This window comes from Microbacterium sp. Y356, assembly GCF_059445355.1.
In genome coordinates this window covers 2,101,240-2,117,241 of the sequence record NZ_JCAIUE010000001.1, presented here as the reverse complement: position 1 = coordinate 2,117,241, position 16,002 = coordinate 2,101,240, and the positions used below count along the sequence as shown (strand labels likewise).

General features: G+C 65.4%; 18 protein-coding genes. 9 read left to right on the top strand and 9 right to left on the bottom strand.

Features of this window, described 5'->3' with window-relative positions; translation table 11 throughout:
• The first annotated feature begins 80 nt into the window (after positions 1-80).
• Together AC1C2Q_RS10210 and purB are read left to right on the top strand one after the other, a co-directional pair.
• Positions 81-596 carry a low molecular weight protein-tyrosine-phosphatase gene (locus AC1C2Q_RS10210; RefSeq protein ID WP_495430982.1) on the top strand — a complete coding sequence of 172 codons (516 nt, stop codon included), beginning with the start codon at positions 81-83 and terminating at the stop codon, positions 594-596.
• Entirely contained in the window at positions 593-2,002 is a 1,410-nt protein-coding gene (purB, locus tag AC1C2Q_RS10205) for an adenylosuccinate lyase (RefSeq protein WP_495430981.1), read from the top strand. Before AC1C2Q_RS10210 ends, purB begins: the two co-directional genes overlap by 4 nt.
• 93 nt (positions 2,003-2,095) lie before the next feature.
• Here the strand turns inward: purB and AC1C2Q_RS10200 are convergent, their stop codons facing one another.
• Together AC1C2Q_RS10200 and AC1C2Q_RS10195 are read right to left on the bottom strand one after the other, a co-directional pair.
• Complete coding sequence (locus AC1C2Q_RS10200; protein ID WP_495430980.1) at positions 2,096-2,455, bottom strand: hypothetical protein; 360 nt, start codon at positions 2,453-2,455, stop codon at positions 2,096-2,098.
• Positions 2,452-3,099 (bottom strand): acyl-CoA synthetase, encoded by a 648-nt coding sequence (locus AC1C2Q_RS10195; RefSeq protein ID WP_495430979.1) that lies wholly within the window; start codon positions 3,097-3,099, stop codon positions 2,452-2,454. Before AC1C2Q_RS10195 ends, AC1C2Q_RS10200 begins: the two co-directional genes overlap by 4 nt.
• Before the next feature lie 325 nt (positions 3,100-3,424).
• Between AC1C2Q_RS10195 and AC1C2Q_RS10190 the strand changes: the two genes are divergently transcribed.
• Positions 3,425-4,336 (top strand): hypothetical protein, encoded by a 912-nt coding sequence (locus AC1C2Q_RS10190; protein WP_495430978.1) that lies wholly within the window; start codon positions 3,425-3,427, stop codon positions 4,334-4,336.
• A 34-nt stretch (positions 4,337-4,370) separates the two neighbouring features.
• Here the strand turns inward: AC1C2Q_RS10190 and AC1C2Q_RS10185 are convergent, their stop codons facing one another.
• The 3 genes from AC1C2Q_RS10185 to AC1C2Q_RS10175 form a co-directional block, all read right to left on the bottom strand.
• A complete protein-coding gene (locus AC1C2Q_RS10185; protein WP_495449997.1) occupies positions 4,371-5,213 on the bottom strand; it encodes a universal stress protein in 843 nt (280 codons plus the stop codon).
• A 66-nt stretch (positions 5,214-5,279) separates the two neighbouring features.
• A complete protein-coding gene (locus AC1C2Q_RS10180; RefSeq protein ID WP_495449996.1) occupies positions 5,280-6,101 on the bottom strand; it encodes a sulfurtransferase in 822 nt (273 codons plus the stop codon).
• A gap of 14 nt (positions 6,102-6,115) precedes the next feature.
• Complete coding sequence (locus AC1C2Q_RS10175; RefSeq protein WP_495449995.1) at positions 6,116-7,504, bottom strand: cell division initiation protein; 1,389 nt, start codon at positions 7,502-7,504, stop codon at positions 6,116-6,118.
• Positions 7,505-7,701: 197 nt separating this feature from the next.
• Between AC1C2Q_RS10175 and AC1C2Q_RS10170 the strand changes: the two genes are divergently transcribed.
• A complete protein-coding gene (locus AC1C2Q_RS10170) occupies positions 7,702-8,673 on the top strand; it encodes an acetylxylan esterase (protein WP_495449994.1) in 972 nt (323 codons plus the stop codon).
• Between the two features lie 22 nt (positions 8,674-8,695).
• Here the strand turns inward: AC1C2Q_RS10170 and AC1C2Q_RS10165 are convergent, their stop codons facing one another.
• Together AC1C2Q_RS10165 and AC1C2Q_RS10160 are read right to left on the bottom strand one after the other, a co-directional pair.
• Positions 8,696-9,097, bottom strand: coding sequence for a (R)-mandelonitrile lyase (locus AC1C2Q_RS10165; protein WP_495449993.1), 402 nt, complete (start codon positions 9,095-9,097; stop codon positions 8,696-8,698).
• A gap of 83 nt (positions 9,098-9,180) precedes the next feature.
• Positions 9,181-10,200, bottom strand: coding sequence for a zinc-dependent alcohol dehydrogenase family protein (locus AC1C2Q_RS10160; RefSeq protein WP_495449992.1), 1,020 nt, complete (start codon positions 10,198-10,200; stop codon positions 9,181-9,183).
• 126 nt (positions 10,201-10,326) lie between these two features.
• Between AC1C2Q_RS10160 and AC1C2Q_RS10155 the strand changes: the two genes are divergently transcribed.
• On the top strand, positions 10,327-11,211 hold the full coding sequence (locus AC1C2Q_RS10155; RefSeq protein WP_495449991.1) for a helix-turn-helix transcriptional regulator: 885 nt from the start codon (positions 10,327-10,329) through the stop codon (positions 11,209-11,211).
• Between the two features lie 105 nt (positions 11,212-11,316).
• Positions 11,317-11,664 (top strand): helix-turn-helix domain-containing protein, encoded by a 348-nt coding sequence (locus tag AC1C2Q_RS10150; protein WP_495449990.1) that lies wholly within the window; start codon positions 11,317-11,319, stop codon positions 11,662-11,664.
• A 129-nt stretch (positions 11,665-11,793) separates the two neighbouring features.
• On the opposite strand, the gene AC1C2Q_RS10145 is transcribed toward AC1C2Q_RS10150, so the two are convergent.
• Both AC1C2Q_RS10145 and AC1C2Q_RS10140 read right to left on the bottom strand, forming a co-directional pair.
• Entirely contained in the window at positions 11,794-12,390 is a 597-nt protein-coding gene (locus AC1C2Q_RS10145; protein WP_495449989.1) for a ClpP family protease, read from the bottom strand.
• Complete coding sequence (locus tag AC1C2Q_RS10140) at positions 12,387-13,067, bottom strand: ClpP family protease (protein WP_495449988.1); 681 nt, start codon at positions 13,065-13,067, stop codon at positions 12,387-12,389. Before AC1C2Q_RS10140 ends, AC1C2Q_RS10145 begins: the two co-directional genes overlap by 4 nt.
• Positions 13,068-13,412: 345 nt before the next feature.
• On the opposite strand from AC1C2Q_RS10140, the gene AC1C2Q_RS10135 reads away from it, so the two are divergent.
• The 3 genes from AC1C2Q_RS10135 to AC1C2Q_RS10125 are packed head-to-tail and all read left to right on the top strand — an operon-like array spanning position 13,413 to position 15,999.
• The gene (locus tag AC1C2Q_RS10135) at positions 13,413-14,378 is read left to right on the top strand and encodes a metal ABC transporter substrate-binding protein (RefSeq protein WP_495449987.1); all 966 of its coding nucleotides are present in this window, start codon (positions 13,413-13,415) and stop codon (positions 14,376-14,378) included.
• Positions 14,375-15,133: a metal ABC transporter ATP-binding protein gene (locus AC1C2Q_RS10130; protein WP_495449986.1), complete on the top strand. Its 759-nt coding sequence runs from the start codon at positions 14,375-14,377 to the stop codon at positions 15,131-15,133. Before AC1C2Q_RS10135 ends, AC1C2Q_RS10130 begins: the two co-directional genes overlap by 4 nt.
• Positions 15,130-15,999 carry a metal ABC transporter permease gene (locus AC1C2Q_RS10125; protein WP_495449985.1) on the top strand — a complete coding sequence of 290 codons (870 nt, stop codon included), beginning with the start codon at positions 15,130-15,132 and terminating at the stop codon, positions 15,997-15,999. The genes AC1C2Q_RS10130 and AC1C2Q_RS10125 overlap by 4 nt, the downstream gene beginning before the upstream one ends.
• Positions 16,000-16,002: the final 3 nt, after the last annotated feature.

The following is a 16,002-nucleotide window of genomic DNA, read 5'->3' as shown; positions in this document are numbered from 1 at the left end:
CACACGCCTCGGCGGGAATGTGGAGAACGAGATGGGTCTCGGCTGTGCAGGATCTGCTCGCGCCCGGCAGAATAGATCCCGTGACATCGCCGGATCCCTTCCGCGTCATCTTCGTGTGCACGGGCAACATCTGCCGCTCCCCTATGGCGGAAGTGGTGTTTCGCGACCTCGCCGAACATCAGGGCTTAGGCCCGCGAATCATCTCGAGCAGCGCGGGAACCGGAGAGTGGCACGTCGGCGAGCGCGCCGATCACCGCACGATCGACACATTGGAACGCCGCGGATACGACGGCTCCCACCACCGCGCGAAACAGTTCACCGCGGCATCCTTCGCGGAGAACGATCTTGTCGTCGCGCTCGACCGCACGCATGAGCGCATTCTCCGCGAGTGGGCGCGCGATGAAGACCAAGAGGGCAAGGTCATCCTGCTGCTCTCCTTCGATCGCGACGCCGACGGCATGGACGTACCGGACCCGTACTACGCAGACACGGCAATGTTCGATGCGGTGCTCGCTATGATTGAGACCGCAACCCGGGGCCTGTTTCGCCAGCTCGAACCCGCCCTGCGTCCCGGCCGCACGACGCCCCACATTTGAGGGGCCCGATCAGGAGGATTCCCCTGACTTCCCCGAATGTCTTCCCCGTCCAGCCGCTGAGCCCCCTCGACGGACGCTACCGCCCGGCTGTCGCACCGCTTGGCGATTACCTTTCCGAGGCCGGTCTCAACCGCGCCCGGGTCGAGGCTGAGGTCGAGTGGCTGATCACGCTCACCGACCGTTCACTGTTCGAGACATCGCCGTTGGCGGATGCCGACAAGGAACGTCTGCGCGGCCTGTACCGTGACTTCGGTCAGAACGAGATCGACTGGCTCGCGGAGAAGGAAGCCGTCACCCGTCACGATGTGAAGGCCGTCGAATACCTCGTGCGCGACCGTCTGTCATCACTGGGCCTCGATTCCATCTCCGAGCTCACCCACTTCGCGTGCACGAGCGAGGACATCAACTCGGTTTCGTACGCGCTCACCGTGAAGCGCGCGGTCGAGAATGTCTGGCTGCCTGCGCTGGACGACGTGATCGCCAAGCTGCGCGAGATCGCTGTCGAACATGCGGATGCCGCGATGCTTTCCCGTACGCACGGTCAGCCGGCAACTCCATCGACCATGGGCAAAGAGATCGCTGTCTTCGCGTGGCGCCTGGAGCGCGTGCGCGGCCAGATCGCGGCATCCGACTACCTGGCGAAGTTCTCTGGTGCGACCGGCACCTGGTCGGCGCACCTGGCGGCCGACCCCGACGCCGACTGGCCGACGATCGCCCGCGAGTACGTGGAGGGGCTCGGTCTCGGCTTCAACGTTCTGACCACCCAGATCGAGTCACACGACTGGCAGGTCGAACTCTACGACCGGACGCGTCATGCCGGCGGCATCCTGCACAATCTCGCCACCGACATCTGGACCTACATCTCGATCGGCTACTTCACGCAGATTCCAGTGGCGGGCGCGACTGGGTCGTCGACCATGCCGCACAAGATCAACCCGATCCGCTTCGAGAACGCTGAAGCGAACCTCGAACTGTCGGCCGCACTTCTCGGCTCGCTGTCGCAGACGCTGGTCACCTCGCGGATGCAACGCGACCTCACGGACTCCACGACGCAGCGCAACATCGGCGTCGCGTTCGGGCACTCATTGCTCGCACTCGACAACCTGCGCCGCGGCCTCAACGAGATCTCACTGGCGCGCGACGTGCTGCTCGCCGATCTCGACGTGAACTGGGAGGTTCTCGCCGAGGCCATCCAGACCGTGATCCGTGCCGAGGTCGTCGCCGGCCGTTCGACGATCAGCGACCCGTACGCACTGCTGAAGGAACTCACTCGCGGTCACCGCGTGGGTGCTGCGGAGCTGGCATCCTTCGTCGAAGGCCTCGAAATCGGGGATGCTGCCAAGCAGCGTCTGCTCGCCCTGACCCCCGCGACCTACATCGGCATCGCCGAGCGCCTCGCGAAGTAGACGTCTGGCGCCCGCGGGCGGGCTTGTGTTGCCCGCGGGCACGCGACGCGGGCGCGAGCCGGGCGCGAGCGGGAGCGGGCGGATGCCCGGGCGCTAGGACTTCGTGGAGTCCGTTCCGGTCGAGTCGGTGCTCGGCTGATCGCCGGGCTCCTCGTCATAGAGCACGGGGCGGTCGAGGGTCTTGCTTTCGTACTCGCGCGGGTCGACGGCGAGGATCAGCATCGACATGATCAGCAGCGTGACGATGAACGCGCCGCCGCCGATGACGAGACCCAGGGCGACCGGGGTCAGCCCTTCATAGCTGCCGGAGGAGATCAACTGGTTGACGCGAGACGTGAAGGCACCGGTCGACACGAGGGTGACGACCGTGGCGAAGACACCGCAGACAAGGGCGATGCCGAGCAGGTGCAGCGGACGCAACAGCTCTCGACGGTTGGGCTTGTTGTCGCTCACGCGGCTCCTCCAGTCTCGACCGATGCGCGTGTGGCGTCATCGGTTTCGGCATCCTTCTGCCCAGCCTCGCGCCGCGGCGAGAAGCCAGCGATCGCGAGGAAGACCGCCACGATAGCGGTGTAGCCGCCGACCATGCCAACGGCGAGGATGATTCCGGAGAGCGTCAATGCTCCCGCACCGTCGACCGAATACTGCAGAGAGTAGTCGGCCGGGATGATGAGCAGGACGACCGCGAGGACGAGCCCGAGGGCGCCGACGGTGATGGCATCCTTCGCGGTCGGGTCGGTGCGGCGTGCACGAAGGCCGGCGATGAGCTCGACCAGACCGGATGCCGCAGCCCAGATGATGACCACGACGAAGAACGCACCATCGGTGCGCCAGGTCGGGACTCCGCTGGCGACCGCCGCAATAAGGTCGATCACGGCGAGCAGAATGAATGGCCAACGTGATCCGGCCGGAACCGACTGCCAGGCGCCGAGGATAAGGATGAACCCGCTCGCTGCCACAAAACCACCGAAGACGGCGAAGCCGACCTCGGCGGAGTGATCCGACGAGAACGTGATCATCAGCGCGGATGCCGCCGCGAAGAGTGCGCGCAACAACTGGACGTCGCGCACGGTGAACGTTCGAACTGGGGCAGACATGACGATTCCTCGGTCTTCCGGGGTGATATGTCCAGTCTACGCGTGGGCAGGTGCACACACGCCCACCGTCAATTGCCCGCCTGCCCCCTGAATCCACCCATGCGTAATGCGGGGTTTGGCGGTCGGTCCCCAGATCGACCGCCAAACCTCACGTGCACGCAGCGGGGGGACACTGCGCGTCCGGTGGATCGCGTGCATAGGTAGTGCCCTACCCGCCGCGATCCGACCGTGCCGCCCACGCGTTAACTCGGGCCCCGAGTGTCTTGCGTGGTCTTATGCTCAAGGTTAGACACTGCTTGTTCACATACCTGGGGGAGGGTCTGTGATGTACGAAGAAGATTCCATCGGGGTCGACGAGAGGCTCGATTTCGCCTTGGCTTTGCGCAAGGCAATCCTTGCGCGCGGAGTCACTCTCACCTGGTTGCGGGAGCGCCTGGCAGCGAGCGGCAACCCGATCTCAGCGGCGACGCTCAGCTACTGGCGCTCCGGCGCCCGGCGCCCGGAAGGCCCGCAATCGAGGGCTGCCATAGAGCAGATCGAATCGCTGCTCGATCTGGACATCGGAGCTCTGCTGTCGCTGATCGGACCCACCCTGCGCGTCGGCCCGATCGGCACACCGCAGTACCCATTGAATGAAGGGCGTCTGGAGCGAGCTGTGGCCGAGACGTTCATTGCTCTGGATGCTCCGGTCATGGATCCTGGACGTGATGTCTCAACCACTGCCGTCACCGAGGTCGGCAGCGACGGGTTCGTCATCTCGCGCATTACGCGCACGCTTCTGCAGTCCACCTCAGGAACGATCACGAACGTCCCCTATCTCGATCTCACCCCCGGGGTCTCGACACCGGCACCCACTTTCAGCTTCGTGTCCGGCGGGCACATCTCTCGCCGCTATTCGCACCCGAGCGGAGAAGTGCACGGTGCGATGTTCGAGCTTGAGCGTCCACTCGGGCCTGCGCAGACGACGATGATCGAGTGGAAGCTGGAGTACCCACCCGACTATCCGAGCACCAGCGAGACCGGGCACGGCGTCGCCCGCCGGTGTCGCGACATCGTGCTCTGGACCAGGTTCCACCCCGACGCCCTACCGGATTGGATCGAGGAGATAGAGGAGACACCTAGGGAGACCAAGGTGACACCGCTTTTCCTCGACGGCGCCACGACGATCCACCAGGTGCGCCACGGGTGGGGCCCAGGGATGCTCGTGTTGCGCTGGGGGTTCGGCGAACGCGCGTAACGGCACGTAAGAGTGGCGTTGCAGCGCGAGCGAACTACCTGACCACTGCCGTCGGCGTGCGGAGGTGCGTGAGCACCTCGTGACTGATCGAGCCGAGCAGGAACCGTGCGACCACACCACGACCGTGCGAACCGACAACGGTGAGCCTGGCGCCGGACGCAAGCTCGCTGATGACGGCGGACGGATATCCACGCACGACGTGCGACTGAATCTCGAGATCGGGGTAGTCCTGACGGAGCCCGGCCAGCGAGAGTGCCAGGTTCTCCTCCGCGGCGTGCTCCAGACTCTTCAGATAGTCGGGCGGGTAGACGAGCGAGTTACGCGGCTTCACCGTCATCGGAGTCCAGACCGCGACCGCGATGAGCGGCTCACGCAGACGGTCAGACTCGGCGGCCGCGAAGGCGATCGCCGCCTCCGAAATCGGCGAGCCATCGACGCCGACGACCACGCCTGTGCGCCCGCTGATGTCGATGTCAGGGATCACCACGACGGGGATGGATGCCGCAGACACAATGCGGATGCCATGAACGCCACGCGCCTGGCCACCTTCCGGCCCGCGGTAATCGCTGCCGATGACGAGCATCTCCTCTTCAGCTGACGCTTTCGCGAGCTGGGCGACCGGGTCGCCGCGTAGAACTCGAGTCTCGACGGTCAGGCCGCCGGTGCTCAGCCGCTCGGACTCGGCGTTCAACCATTCCAGCGTCTGACGTTCAGTCTCGGCGAGCAACTCACCTTCGCCGACCACACCCAGTGCACCGCTGACAACGGAGACCAACAGCAGCGGACGTTTCCGTTCTGCTGCCCGCTGGGCGGCCCACGCGAGCGCGCGCTCCCCTGCCGTTGTCTGCTCAATCCCGACGACGATTCGTACGCTCATGGTGAGACCTCCTGCTCCGAGGCTAGCGGGCTTGCGCATCGCGCGGGCCTTCAAGGCCCGCCGAGGTTACTCCCCCGTAGCGATCGGACGCCCAGGGGTGTTCGACCATTGACTCCAGGAACCGTGGAAGATCTTCGCATCGATGCCCACCTCGGCGAGCACGAGCGCCGTATGCGCGGCGGTGAGTCCCGATCCGCAGTACGCGGCAACAGGGGTGTCGTCGCTAATCCCGACGTCGGCGAAGTTGCCCCGCAGAGTGTCGAGATCGCGAAGCGTGCCATCCTCGCGGAGGTGCACCCCAGTTGGCAGATTCGTCGCACCGGGGATATGTCCGGCGATCGGGTCCAGCGGCTCGATCTCGCCGCGGAAGCGTTCCGACGCACGCACGTCCAGAAGCACTCCGGATGCCGGGAATGCCGCCGCCTCATCGATGGTGAGACTGTCAGCTGCGACATCCGTCAAGGTCACCGCACCGGGCGTGAACTCTGCTGAACCGGTCTCGACGTCACCACCAGCGGCCTGCCACGCAGCCCATCCGCCGTCTAGCACCCGCACATCGACACCGCCGCGACGCAGCAGCCACCACGCACGCGCCGCCGCCAGCCCGCGGTAGTCGTCATACGCGACGACAACATCGCCGTCGCCTAGTCCCCAGCTGCGCGCTGCATCCTGCACGTGCTCTGTCGAAGGCAGTGGATGCCGACCCTCGTCGGGCCGCCCGTGACGGGACAGCTCCGACTCGAGATCGACATACACCGCGCCGGGGATGTGGCCCTCGAGATAGTCGGATCGACCGTCTGGCTGGTCCAGCCGGAAACGCACGTCAAGGACGCGCGCACCGGAACCGATCAACTCAGCCAGTTCGGTCACGCTCACCAAGTGGGACATGTTGCTCTTACCGCTCAGGCCTTGGCGTCTTCTTCGTCTTCGTCTTCGTCTTCGTCTTCGTCGGACTCTTCGTCGATCTCGTCAACCTCGACGTCAGCTGCGACGGCAGCGGGTTCGACGGCATCCTCGTCTTCGTCCGAATCCTCATCCACGACATCCGCACTCGGCAGACCCTCGGGGCGGATCAGCTCCCGCACCTCAGCCATGAAACTGTTCAGCTGCTGCTGCTGCCAGCGCAGCTGGCGCGTGCGATCCTCGGCATCACGCAACACCTCAGTGGTGTGGCCGGTGACCGTGCTGACGATCTTCTGCGCCTTCACACGTGCACGTTCGAGCGTCTCGCGAGAACGCACCTGCGCATCCGCCTCAATGGCATGTGCCTGCGAGCGCATCAGACGCTCGTAGTCGTCGGCCTTCGCGGAGATCCGCTTGGTGTGCTCAAGGGATGACGCGACCTGCTCGTTCGCATCACCCGTGATGCGCTCAGCGTGAGCAACGGCCTGGTTATGCAACAGCAGGAACTCCTGCTGTGCCTCGTCCTGACGGCGGGTCAGCGTCTCTTCGAATTCCAGCACGCGAGCGTTCATCTCGCGCACCTCACGCTCAGCATCGGCACGCTGCTGGCTCGTCTCACGGGTGACCATCGAGCGCAGAGCTGCTGAACCCTTCTCAGCCTCGGTGCGGACAGTCGCCGCCTCTTGCTCGGCCTGGATGACCTTCTCTGCAGCATGCGCACCCTCGCGCTGAACGCGAGCCTCGTGCGCGGTGTATTCCGTGTCGATACGCAGTCGAACCTGATCGGCATCGTGCTGCGCCTGCGCGGTGATTCGGTCAACCTCGGTGGCGAGCTCAGCTCGGCGGGTATCTGCTTCGGCGCGCGTAACCTCGAGCAGGCGATCCGCCTGCACGGCGGCGTTCTGGATCAGTACCGACGCCTGCTCCTCGGCAACTCTCAGCACAGCCTCGAACTGCAGCCGCGACCCCTCACCGTCAGTCTCGCTCTTCGGCGCGTCCACAAGCTCGCTGGTGAGCGTCGCGACCTGCTGCTCGGCGTCGTCTGCTTGCGCGCGCGCTGCTGCGAGGTCTGCTTCCAGTGCCGCGACACGGTCATCGGCCTGCGCCTCGACCTCAGCGATGCGCGCGTCGCTCTCGGCGCGCGCGGCCTCTACCTCTGAGCGCACGGAGGCGATGTCGCGGCTCCCACCGGAACGGGCCTCAGCAAGATCTGCTTCCGCACGCTGTGCCTGCATGCGCAGGCCCGCGATCGCGGCATCCACCTCACCCTTGTCATACCCACGGAAACCGATCGTGAAGGTGCCTTGCTCGCGCGTCTGTCCGTGGGCCAGCTGATCGAAGAAGTCGGCCCCCTGCTCGTCGACGTTGTTCTCGGCGGAGTCATTCACGAGGGAACACCTTTCTGGCAACTGCGAGCCGGAAGACCTTCATGACGCGAGGCATCATGAAAAAAGGGCCGTTCGCAGAAATGGGGAGGAAACGAGGGGAGATCTCATCGTCAAGACTAATCGAGGCAGGCCGCGACGGGGGAAACAATCGGCGCCCCGATAAACTGCCGCCGACCCCCCGATTGAAGGATGCCGCAATGCCGCGTTTTGATCTGCCCCTCGAGGAGCTGCGCTCCTACCGCCCCGCAATCGCAGAACCCACCGATTTCGATGATTTCTGGGAGCAGACGCTCGAGGAGTCCAGGGCACTCGCTGCGCCGGTTCAGCTGCGCCGAATCGACTCCCCGCTTCAGTCCGTCGAGGTGTACGACGTGACCTTCAGCGGCTTCGGCGGGGATCCGATCGGCGCATGGCTGTTGCTGCCGGCGGGCACAGATGAGCCGCTGCCTGCCGTGGTCGAGTACAACGGATACGGCGGCGGCCGTGGGCTGCCGCACGAACGACTCAGGTGGGCAGCATCCGGATACGCGCACTTGTTCATGGACACCCGCGGACAGGGCAGCTCCGGAGGCACCGGTGGCGTCACGCCCGACCCCCACGGCTCGGGTCCCGCGTTCCCCGGATTCATGACCAGAGGGATCGACGACCCGAACAGCTATTACTACCGCCGGGTCTACACGGATGCTGTGCTCGCGATCGACGCTATCCGCTCGCTCGACCGGATCGATGCGTCGCGCGTGGCCGTGTGTGGAGGAAGCCAGGGCGGCGGGATCGCGATTGCTGCTGCTGCCCTGTCCAACGGACTCATCGCCGCGCTGCCAGACGTGCCGTTCCTGTGCCACTTCGAGCGTTCGGTGGGGATGACCGGGCGCGACCCGTACAACGAAATCGTTCAGTACCTGTCGGTTCACCGCGATGCCACGGAGCGCACCTTTCAGACCCTGTCGTACTTCGACGGTGTGAACCTCGCCCGTCGCGCCACCTGTCCTTCCCTCTTCTCGGTCGCACTGATGGATCCGATATGCCCGCCGTCGACCGTGTACGCGGCCCGCAACAACTGGGGCGGGATCGCAGAGATCGTCGAGTATGCCTTCAACGAGCACGAGGGTGGGCAAGGCTTGCAGTGGGAGCGTCAGGCCGCATTCCTCGCTGAGCAGCTGGCGGGGTGAGGTCGGCGGGTTTCGACCGGGCTCAGCGGCGGCGGTACTCCTCGTCGCTCACGTGCTCGAGCCAGGTCGTCGTCGTGGTCGGATCATCGGCGCCCTCAAGCAGTGCGATGTGCTCCATGAAGCAGTCATCCGTGCCTCCGTGCCAGTGCTCTTCGCCCGGCGGGGTGTAGATTGTCTGGCCCGGCAGCGCCTCGACGACGTGCCCGTCGCGGGTGCCGCATACGGCAACACCTTCGGTGACGCGCAGGTACTGTCCACGGGCGTGTGAATGCCACGCCGTTCTGGCGCCTGGCGCGAATCGCACCAGCCCGCCCGACATCCGCTGATCACCGTCGTGCGGAGCGATGATCGGGTCGAACCAGACGTCGCCGGTGAACTGCTCCGGCGGGTTCTTGACGGTCGGAATGCGGGGTTCGATGTTCATGTCTCTCCTTCGTGCGGTTCAACAGGCGCAAATGGCTGAATCCGGGGGCAGAATGCAGCCATTTGCACTTGTCGAACTGGGGGTTATACGGTCAGCAGCACCTTCGTGGCGCGGCGCTCGTCCATGGCGCGGTAGCCCTCGGCGGCCTGCTCGAGCGGCAGGGTCAGGTCGAAGACGTCACCTGGGGTGATCTTCCGGTCCCAGATGAGCTGGATGAGCTCCGGGAGGAAGCGGCGCACCGGGGCGGGGCCACCGTGCAGATGCACGCCGGAGAAGAACAGCTCCTCGCCGGGCAGTGCGACGCCGTGAGAGACGCCGACGTAGCCGACGTGTCCGCCGGCACGGGTGGAACGGATCGCCTGCATCATCGACTCCTGGGTGCCAACGGCCTCGATCACAGAGTGCGCGCCGAGCCCGTTCGTGAGCTCCTTGATCTTCGCCACGCCCTCATCGCCGCGCTCTTCGACGATGTCGGTCGCACCGAACTTCCGTGCCAGCTCCTGGCGGTCGGCATGCCGACTCATCGCGATGATGCGCTCGGCGCCGAGTTCCTTTGCCGCGAGGATGCCGAGCAGGCCAACCGCTCCGTCACCGACGACCGCGACGGTCTTGCCGGGGCCGACCTCGGCGGCAACGGCAGCGAACCAGCCGGTGCCAAGCACATCAGAGGCGGCCAGAAGTGCCGGGATCAGGTCGGCGTCAGGCTGGCCGGGGGTGGCGACGAGGGTTCCGTCAGCATGCGGAACGAGGCTGTACTCGGCCTGTGTTCCGTACTGACCCATCGGCACAACGTGCACGCAGCGCGACTGGTACCCGGCCTGGCAGATCTCGCAGGTGTTGTCGGATGCCATGAACGATCCGACCACGAAGTCGCCGACCTTGATGGTTGAAACCTCCGCGCCGATCTCCTCGACGATGCCGACGTACTCGTGGCCCATGGGGGTCTCGTGCGCGCTGTCGGTGCCGCGGTAGGGCCAGAGGTCGGACCCGCAGATGCAGGTCGCTGCGATCTTGATGACAGCATCCGTCGGCCTGGTGATGGTCGGCTTCTCACGCTCTTCGACCCGAACATCGCCGGGTCCGTACATGACTACTCCACGCATGTGATGTGTTCTCCTTTGGATGGGTGGTTACAGTCAACGCCCTCGCGCGACCACGAGGAAGAGTCTGTGAAGAGGTGTACCGACAGGGCACCCTTCGGACGGCGGGAACCGGCCTATCCTTGCCGAATGGACAACCGATCCGAGGTCCGCGAGTATCTTTCGTCGCGACGCGCGAAGCTCACCCCGGAGCAGGTCGGCATCGCCGGCGGCACCAACCGACGTGTACCTGGGCTGCGCCGCGCCGAGGTGGCGATGCTCGCCGGGGTCAGCGTCGAGTACTACGCAAAGCTCGAGCGCGGGGCCATCGCCGGGGCATCCTCGTCGGTACTTGACGCGCTCTCGCGTGCTCTGCAACTCGATGACACCGAACGCGCACACCTGTTCGATCTGGCTCGTGCGGCCGACGGCATCCCGACGTCCGGGCGGTCGCGACGCCGTGCCGCGACGCCGGCTGCGCCGAGGGTGAGTCTGCAGTGGACGCTGGATGCTCTGTCTGGCGCCGTCGCGTTCGTTCGCGACCCACACCAGGACCTCATCGCGGCCAACGCCCTCGGCCGCGCGTTCTTCTCTCCCATGATCGGTAAGGGCGGTCGCACACCGAACTTCGCGCGGTTCCAGTTCTTGGATCCGGCGTCGCAGGACTTCTACACCGACTGGGACCTGTTCGCCGAGATGTGCGTAGCGATCATGCGCGCCGAGGCCGGCCGCGACCCTCATGACAAAGGACTGCAGGATCTCGTTGGTGAACTGTCGACGCAGAGCGACGTGTTCCGCAGGCTGTGGGCCGCGCACGACGTGCGCCAGCACGGTGCCGGCACCAAGCGGTATCGGCATCCGATCGTCGGAGACGTAACGCTCGCGTACGAGGAACTCGCGATCACCGCCGAACCGGGACAGGTACTGATGGTCTACACGGCGGAGCCAGGCTCACCGTCGGCGGAGCGACTCGGCCTGCTGGCGAGCTGGGCGGCCGAGCACGAAGCTCCGGAACGTCGTCGGCAGACAAACTGACGATGCTCGGCAGCTGGGCGGCGACGGATGCCACGACCGAGGTCGTGTGTTCTGCTCTGAGCAGAAACACTCGCGCTCGCGGCTGACGCCGACTTATCGTGAGGCATGGCCGCGATCATCCCTTTCCCTGCCCCATCCCGGCAGTCGCACACGCAGGCGAACGGCCCCGAGCCACTCTGGCGCCAGCTGCTCGGAGATCAGCTGCGCCGCAGGCGACATGAGCGCGAAGAGACTCTCACCGAGACTGCGAACAAGGCGGGCGTCTCGCCGCAGTATCTCTCCGAGGTGGAACGCGGGCTCAAAGAGCCATCCAGCGAGATGATCGCCGCGATCGGCGGAGCCCTGGGCGTCACGCTCGTCGACCTCACCAGCAACGTGGCCGACGAACTGCGTATGGCCTCGGCTCCGGCATCCGCTGCCGGGTCTGCAGGCGTCTTCGCCCTCGCCGCCTGATCAAGGCCTGGGTGTCGCCGCTCGGCATCCGCCTGCGACACCTGTCGGACGTTGTTGCAGATGGCGGAGGTATTCGCTGATTTTGTCCGACAGACGTGACAACCTCCGCGATCTGCAACATCCCGGGCGCTACTCAGACGAGCGCGCCCCGAGCACGGTGTCGATCAGCCCGTACTCGAGCGCACCGGACGCGGTGAACACCCGATCCCGGTCGGTATCGGCACGCAGCGCCTGAACCGTGCGACCACTGTGCCGAGCGAGGATCTCCTCCATATCGGAGCGCACCCGCACGACCTCATCGGCCGCGAGGATCAGATCGGGGATGGCACCGCGCGACTGTCCGGCGGGCTGGTGCAGCACGATGCGGGAGTGGGCGAGCGCTGCGCGCTGCCCCGGGGCTCCTGCCGCTGCGAGCAGCGCGGCCGGGCCGATCGCCTGCCCGACGACCGTCGTCGCGACCGCTGGCCGAATGTGCTGCATCGTGTCGTACACGGCCAACGCCGCACCAGGATCACCGCCCTCGCTGTTGATGTAGAACTGCACGCCAGTCTCCGGGCTGTCTGAGTCGAGATGCAGCATTTGCGCGATGAGCGCGTTTGCGACGCCGGCATCGATCCCGGTGCCGAGATAGATGACGCGCTCGGCGAGCAGGTGCGAGTAGACATCCATGATGCGTTCCCCGCGCGGATGCTGCGCGATCACATTCGGGATTGTGTAGCTGCTCATGACTTTGCTCCTCCGGTTTTGGATGGCGATTCGGTTGTGGCTGGCGAGTCTGTTGTGGATGCCACGGCATCCGTTCCCAATCCGACCCGTGCCCTGCGCCGAGGAAGCACCTCGCCGATCGACGTGACGATCTCGTCGATGAAGCCGTACTCCTGAGCCTGCGCGGCGGTGTACCAGCGGTCGTGCAGCGAATCCTCGAAGATGCGCTCGGTGGTCTGGCCTGTGTCATCGGAAATGAGTCCGAGCACGGTGTCGCGCATCTGTCGAAGATCGTCGGCCTGCGTCTCGATCTCCCCAGCGGAGCCGCCGATCCCCGCGGACCCCTGGTGCATGAGGATTCTCGCGTGCGGCAGGGCACGACGTTTGCCGTTCGTGCCGGCCGAAAGCAGGAACTGCCCCGCGCTGGCGGCAGTCCCGAGTGCGAGTGTTGCGACGTCGTTCGGGATCAGATTCATGATGTCGCGGATGGCGAGCATCGACGGCACCGATCCCCCAGGCGAATGGATCCACAGGGCGACGTCGGCGGCCGAGTCTTCAGCCGAAAGGGTCAGCAGCTGCGTCATCAGCAGCGTGCCGTTGTCGTCGTTGAGTGCACCGTCGAGCACGAGGATGCGCTCGTGGAACAGCGCGCGGCGGGCATCAGGACCGAACTGTGGGATGGGGTTCTCTTCGCTCATGAATCCAGAGTGCGTCGCACGGCGGTCGAGCAGGCGCGAATCTGCTCTGAGCGGCTCTGCCGTGGGCGGATGCGCCCCGAAACATTCCCGAATCATCGACCTTCTACGGTCGAAGCATGGGACAGGCATGGCAACCGCAGACGACGGCATCAACTTCCCCGGCACCGGAACCATCACACTCCCGTCCGCCTGAATGCTGGCATCCGGTACACATGCACGACCCGAGTACGCCTGCACGATCATTCTCGGCAATCGGTCGTGCAAGTGTGCTGGCGTCGTGCAGACGTAACTGGGCCGTGCGCCGGACGCATTGTTTTCGGTGTGCCTAAAAGGTAGGTTTTCGGTGTGCCTAAAAAATTCCGACCCGGGGCGTCGACTCGCCCTATTGCGGCGCTCATCCTTGCTGGTGCCGTCGTCCTGGCCGGATGCGCTGGACCGAATGCCGCGGCGCCGAATGGCTCTGGATCGGATGCCACGGACGAGCGCCCGATGGTGCTGACCACCTTCACCGTGCTCGCCGACATCGCCCAGAACGTCGCGGGCGACCACCTGCGCGTGGAGTCGATCACCAAACCCGGCGCCGAGATCCACGGCTACGAGCCGACGCCGGGTGATGTGCGCAAGGCCGCCGACGCCGATCTGATCCTGGACAACGGGTTGAATCTCGAGGTGTGGTTCGCGCAGTTCGTCGACTCGGTCGACGTGCCGCACGCGGTCGTCTCCGATGGCATCGACGTGATCGACATCACCGCAGACGCGTATGCCGGAAAGCCGAACCCGCACGCCTGGATGAGTCCGCTGAATGTTCAGCTCTATGTCGACAATATGGTCACCGCGTTCACCGAGCTCGACCCCGCGCACGCCGACGACTTCGCCACCAACGCCGAGTCGTACAAGGCCGAACTGCAGCAGGTGCAGGACGACCTCACCGCAGACCTCGCCGAACTTCCGAAGAACGAGCGGGCACTGGTCACCTGCGAGGGTGCATTTTCGTATCTCACCCGGGATGCCGGCCTCACAGAGGCGTACATCTGGGCCGTGAACGCCGAACAGCAGGCGACCCCTCGCCAGATCGCTGCCGCAATCGAGTTCGTCAGGGACAACGACGTTCCTGCCGTATTCTGCGAGTCGACGGTGTCGGACAAGGCCATGCAGCAGGTCGTCGAGGCGACGGATGCCTCATTCGGAGGCATCCTCTACGTGGACTCGCTGTCGATGGCCGATGGTCCGGTGCCGACATATCTTGACCTCATCCGCCACGACGCTGACACCATCATTGCCGGGCTCACCGGATCTGGATCCGGCTCATGAGCGCAATCGAGGTGCGCGGCGTGACGGTCCGCTACGGCGATGTGCTCGCCCTGGATGACGTCTCACTGAACGTCGAGGCGGGCCGCGTGACCGGGCTCATCGGAATGAACGGTTCGGGCAAGTCGACGCTGTTCAAGACGATCCTGGGGATGGTGCGTCCGGCGTCCGGCACGGTAACGCTCGGCGGTATGGATTCGGCATCCGCCCGCAAACGGGGGCTGGTCGGCTACGTGCCACAGAGCGAAGACGTCGACTGGACGTTCCCGGTCTCGGTGCGCGACGTGGTGATGATGGGTAGATACGGCACGCAGGGCTTCATGCGGCGAGCGCGGACCATCGATCGGGATGCCGTCGACGAAGCCCTGCAACGGGTGGAGCTCACCGATCTCGCCGACCGCCAAATCGGGCAGCTCTCCGGTGGCCAGCGCAAGCGCGCGTTCGTCGCCCGCGGGATCGCGCAGGGCGCAGGCATCCTGCTACTCGATGAACCCTTTGCCGGCGTCGACAAGCGCAGCGAAGCGACGATCGTTCGGCTGCTGCGCGAGCTTGCGGCAGCCGGAGATACTGTGCTGGTCTCCACCCACGATCTGCATGCGCTGCCGACGCTGGCCGACGAGGCCGTCCTGCTGCTGCGCCGGGTGCTGTTCCACGGGTCAGTGGCCGAGGCGCTGGAACCGGCCAATCTGTCCCGCGCCTTCGGGCTCGGCTCTACTGACGAGAATGGGGCCGACGAGAACCAGGGGGAGGTGTCATGATCCTCGATTGGATTCTCGAGCCGCTGCAGTACGACTTCATGGTGCGGGCCCTGGTCACGACGGTCATCGCGGCGATCGTGTGTGCGCTGTTGTCGTGCTGGCTGGTGCTGGTGGGTTGGTCGCTGATGGGTGATGCCGTCTCGCACGCCGTGCTGCCCGGCGTCGTGCTGGCCTACGTCGTCGGGGCGCCGTTCGCCATTGGGGCGCTGGTCTTCGGATTTCTCGCGGTCGGCCTGATCGGGCTGATCCGCGGCACGAGCAGGATCAAGGAGGATGCCGCGATCGGCATCGTCTTCACCACCCTGTTCGCGTTCGGGCTGGTGCTGATTTCAGTCACCCCAAGCCAGACCGATCTCAACCACATCATCTTCGGCAACATCCTCGGAGTCTCTGACACTGACCTGTTGCAGATCGCGATCCTCGCTGCTGTGGCCTTCGGCGTGCTGATCATCAAGCGCCGCGACTTCACGCTCTATGCTTTCGATCCGACCCACGCGTTCGCGATCGGGCTCTCACCGCGTTTCCTCGGAGCCTTGTTGCTCGGCGTCTTGGCGCTCACCGCCGTCGTCGCCCTGCAGGTCGTCGGAGTCGTACTCGTCGTCGCGATGCTGATCATCCCCGGCGCGACCGCGCATTTGCTGACAGATCGCTTCGGACGGATGCTCGTGATCGCGCCCCTCATGTCGGCACTGTGCAGCGTGATCGGGATCTACCTCAGCTACTGGATCGATGCGGCATCCGGCGGCCTGGTCGTCATGGTGCAGGGGTGCGTGTTCGCACTCGTGTATCTGTTCGCGCCGCACCAGGGCGTGATCGGCAAGCGGCTGCGTCATCTCCGTAGCTATGCACGGCAAGCGCGCCCATAGGCT

What these genes read in the sequence shown, in the direction of transcription:
- AC1C2Q_RS10195 (WP_495430979.1), bottom strand. Translation starts at nt 3,099, where the DNA reads ATGTCTGCCCCAGTTCGAACGTTCACCGTGCGCGACGTCCAGTTGTTG.
- AC1C2Q_RS10190 (WP_495430978.1), top strand. Translation starts at nt 3,425, where the DNA reads ATGTACGAAGAAGATTCCATCGGGGTCGACGAGAGGCTCGATTTCGCC.
- AC1C2Q_RS10185 (WP_495449997.1), bottom strand. Translation starts at nt 5,213, where the DNA reads ATGAGCGTACGAATCGTCGTCGGGATTGAGCAGACAACGGCAGGGGAG.
- AC1C2Q_RS10180 (WP_495449996.1), bottom strand. Translation starts at nt 6,101, where the DNA reads ATGTCCCACTTGGTGAGCGTGACCGAACTGGCTGAGTTGATCGGTTCC.
- AC1C2Q_RS10170 (WP_495449994.1), top strand. Translation starts at nt 7,702, where the DNA reads ATGCCGCGTTTTGATCTGCCCCTCGAGGAGCTGCGCTCCTACCGCCCC.
- AC1C2Q_RS10165 (WP_495449993.1), bottom strand. Translation starts at nt 9,097, where the DNA reads ATGAACATCGAACCCCGCATTCCGACCGTCAAGAACCCGCCGGAGCAG.
- AC1C2Q_RS10160 (WP_495449992.1), bottom strand. Translation starts at nt 10,200, where the DNA reads ATGCGTGGAGTAGTCATGTACGGACCCGGCGATGTTCGGGTCGAAGAG.
- AC1C2Q_RS10155 (WP_495449991.1), top strand. Translation starts at nt 10,327, where the DNA reads ATGGACAACCGATCCGAGGTCCGCGAGTATCTTTCGTCGCGACGCGCG.
- AC1C2Q_RS10150 (WP_495449990.1), top strand. Translation starts at nt 11,317, where the DNA reads ATGGCCGCGATCATCCCTTTCCCTGCCCCATCCCGGCAGTCGCACACG.
- AC1C2Q_RS10145 (WP_495449989.1), bottom strand. Translation starts at nt 12,390, where the DNA reads ATGAGCAGCTACACAATCCCGAATGTGATCGCGCAGCATCCGCGCGGG.
- AC1C2Q_RS10140 (WP_495449988.1), bottom strand. Translation starts at nt 13,067, where the DNA reads ATGAGCGAAGAGAACCCCATCCCACAGTTCGGTCCTGATGCCCGCCGC.
- AC1C2Q_RS10130 (WP_495449986.1), top strand. Translation starts at nt 14,375, where the DNA reads ATGAGCGCAATCGAGGTGCGCGGCGTGACGGTCCGCTACGGCGATGTG.
- AC1C2Q_RS10125 (WP_495449985.1), top strand. Translation starts at nt 15,130, where the DNA reads ATGATCCTCGATTGGATTCTCGAGCCGCTGCAGTACGACTTCATGGTG.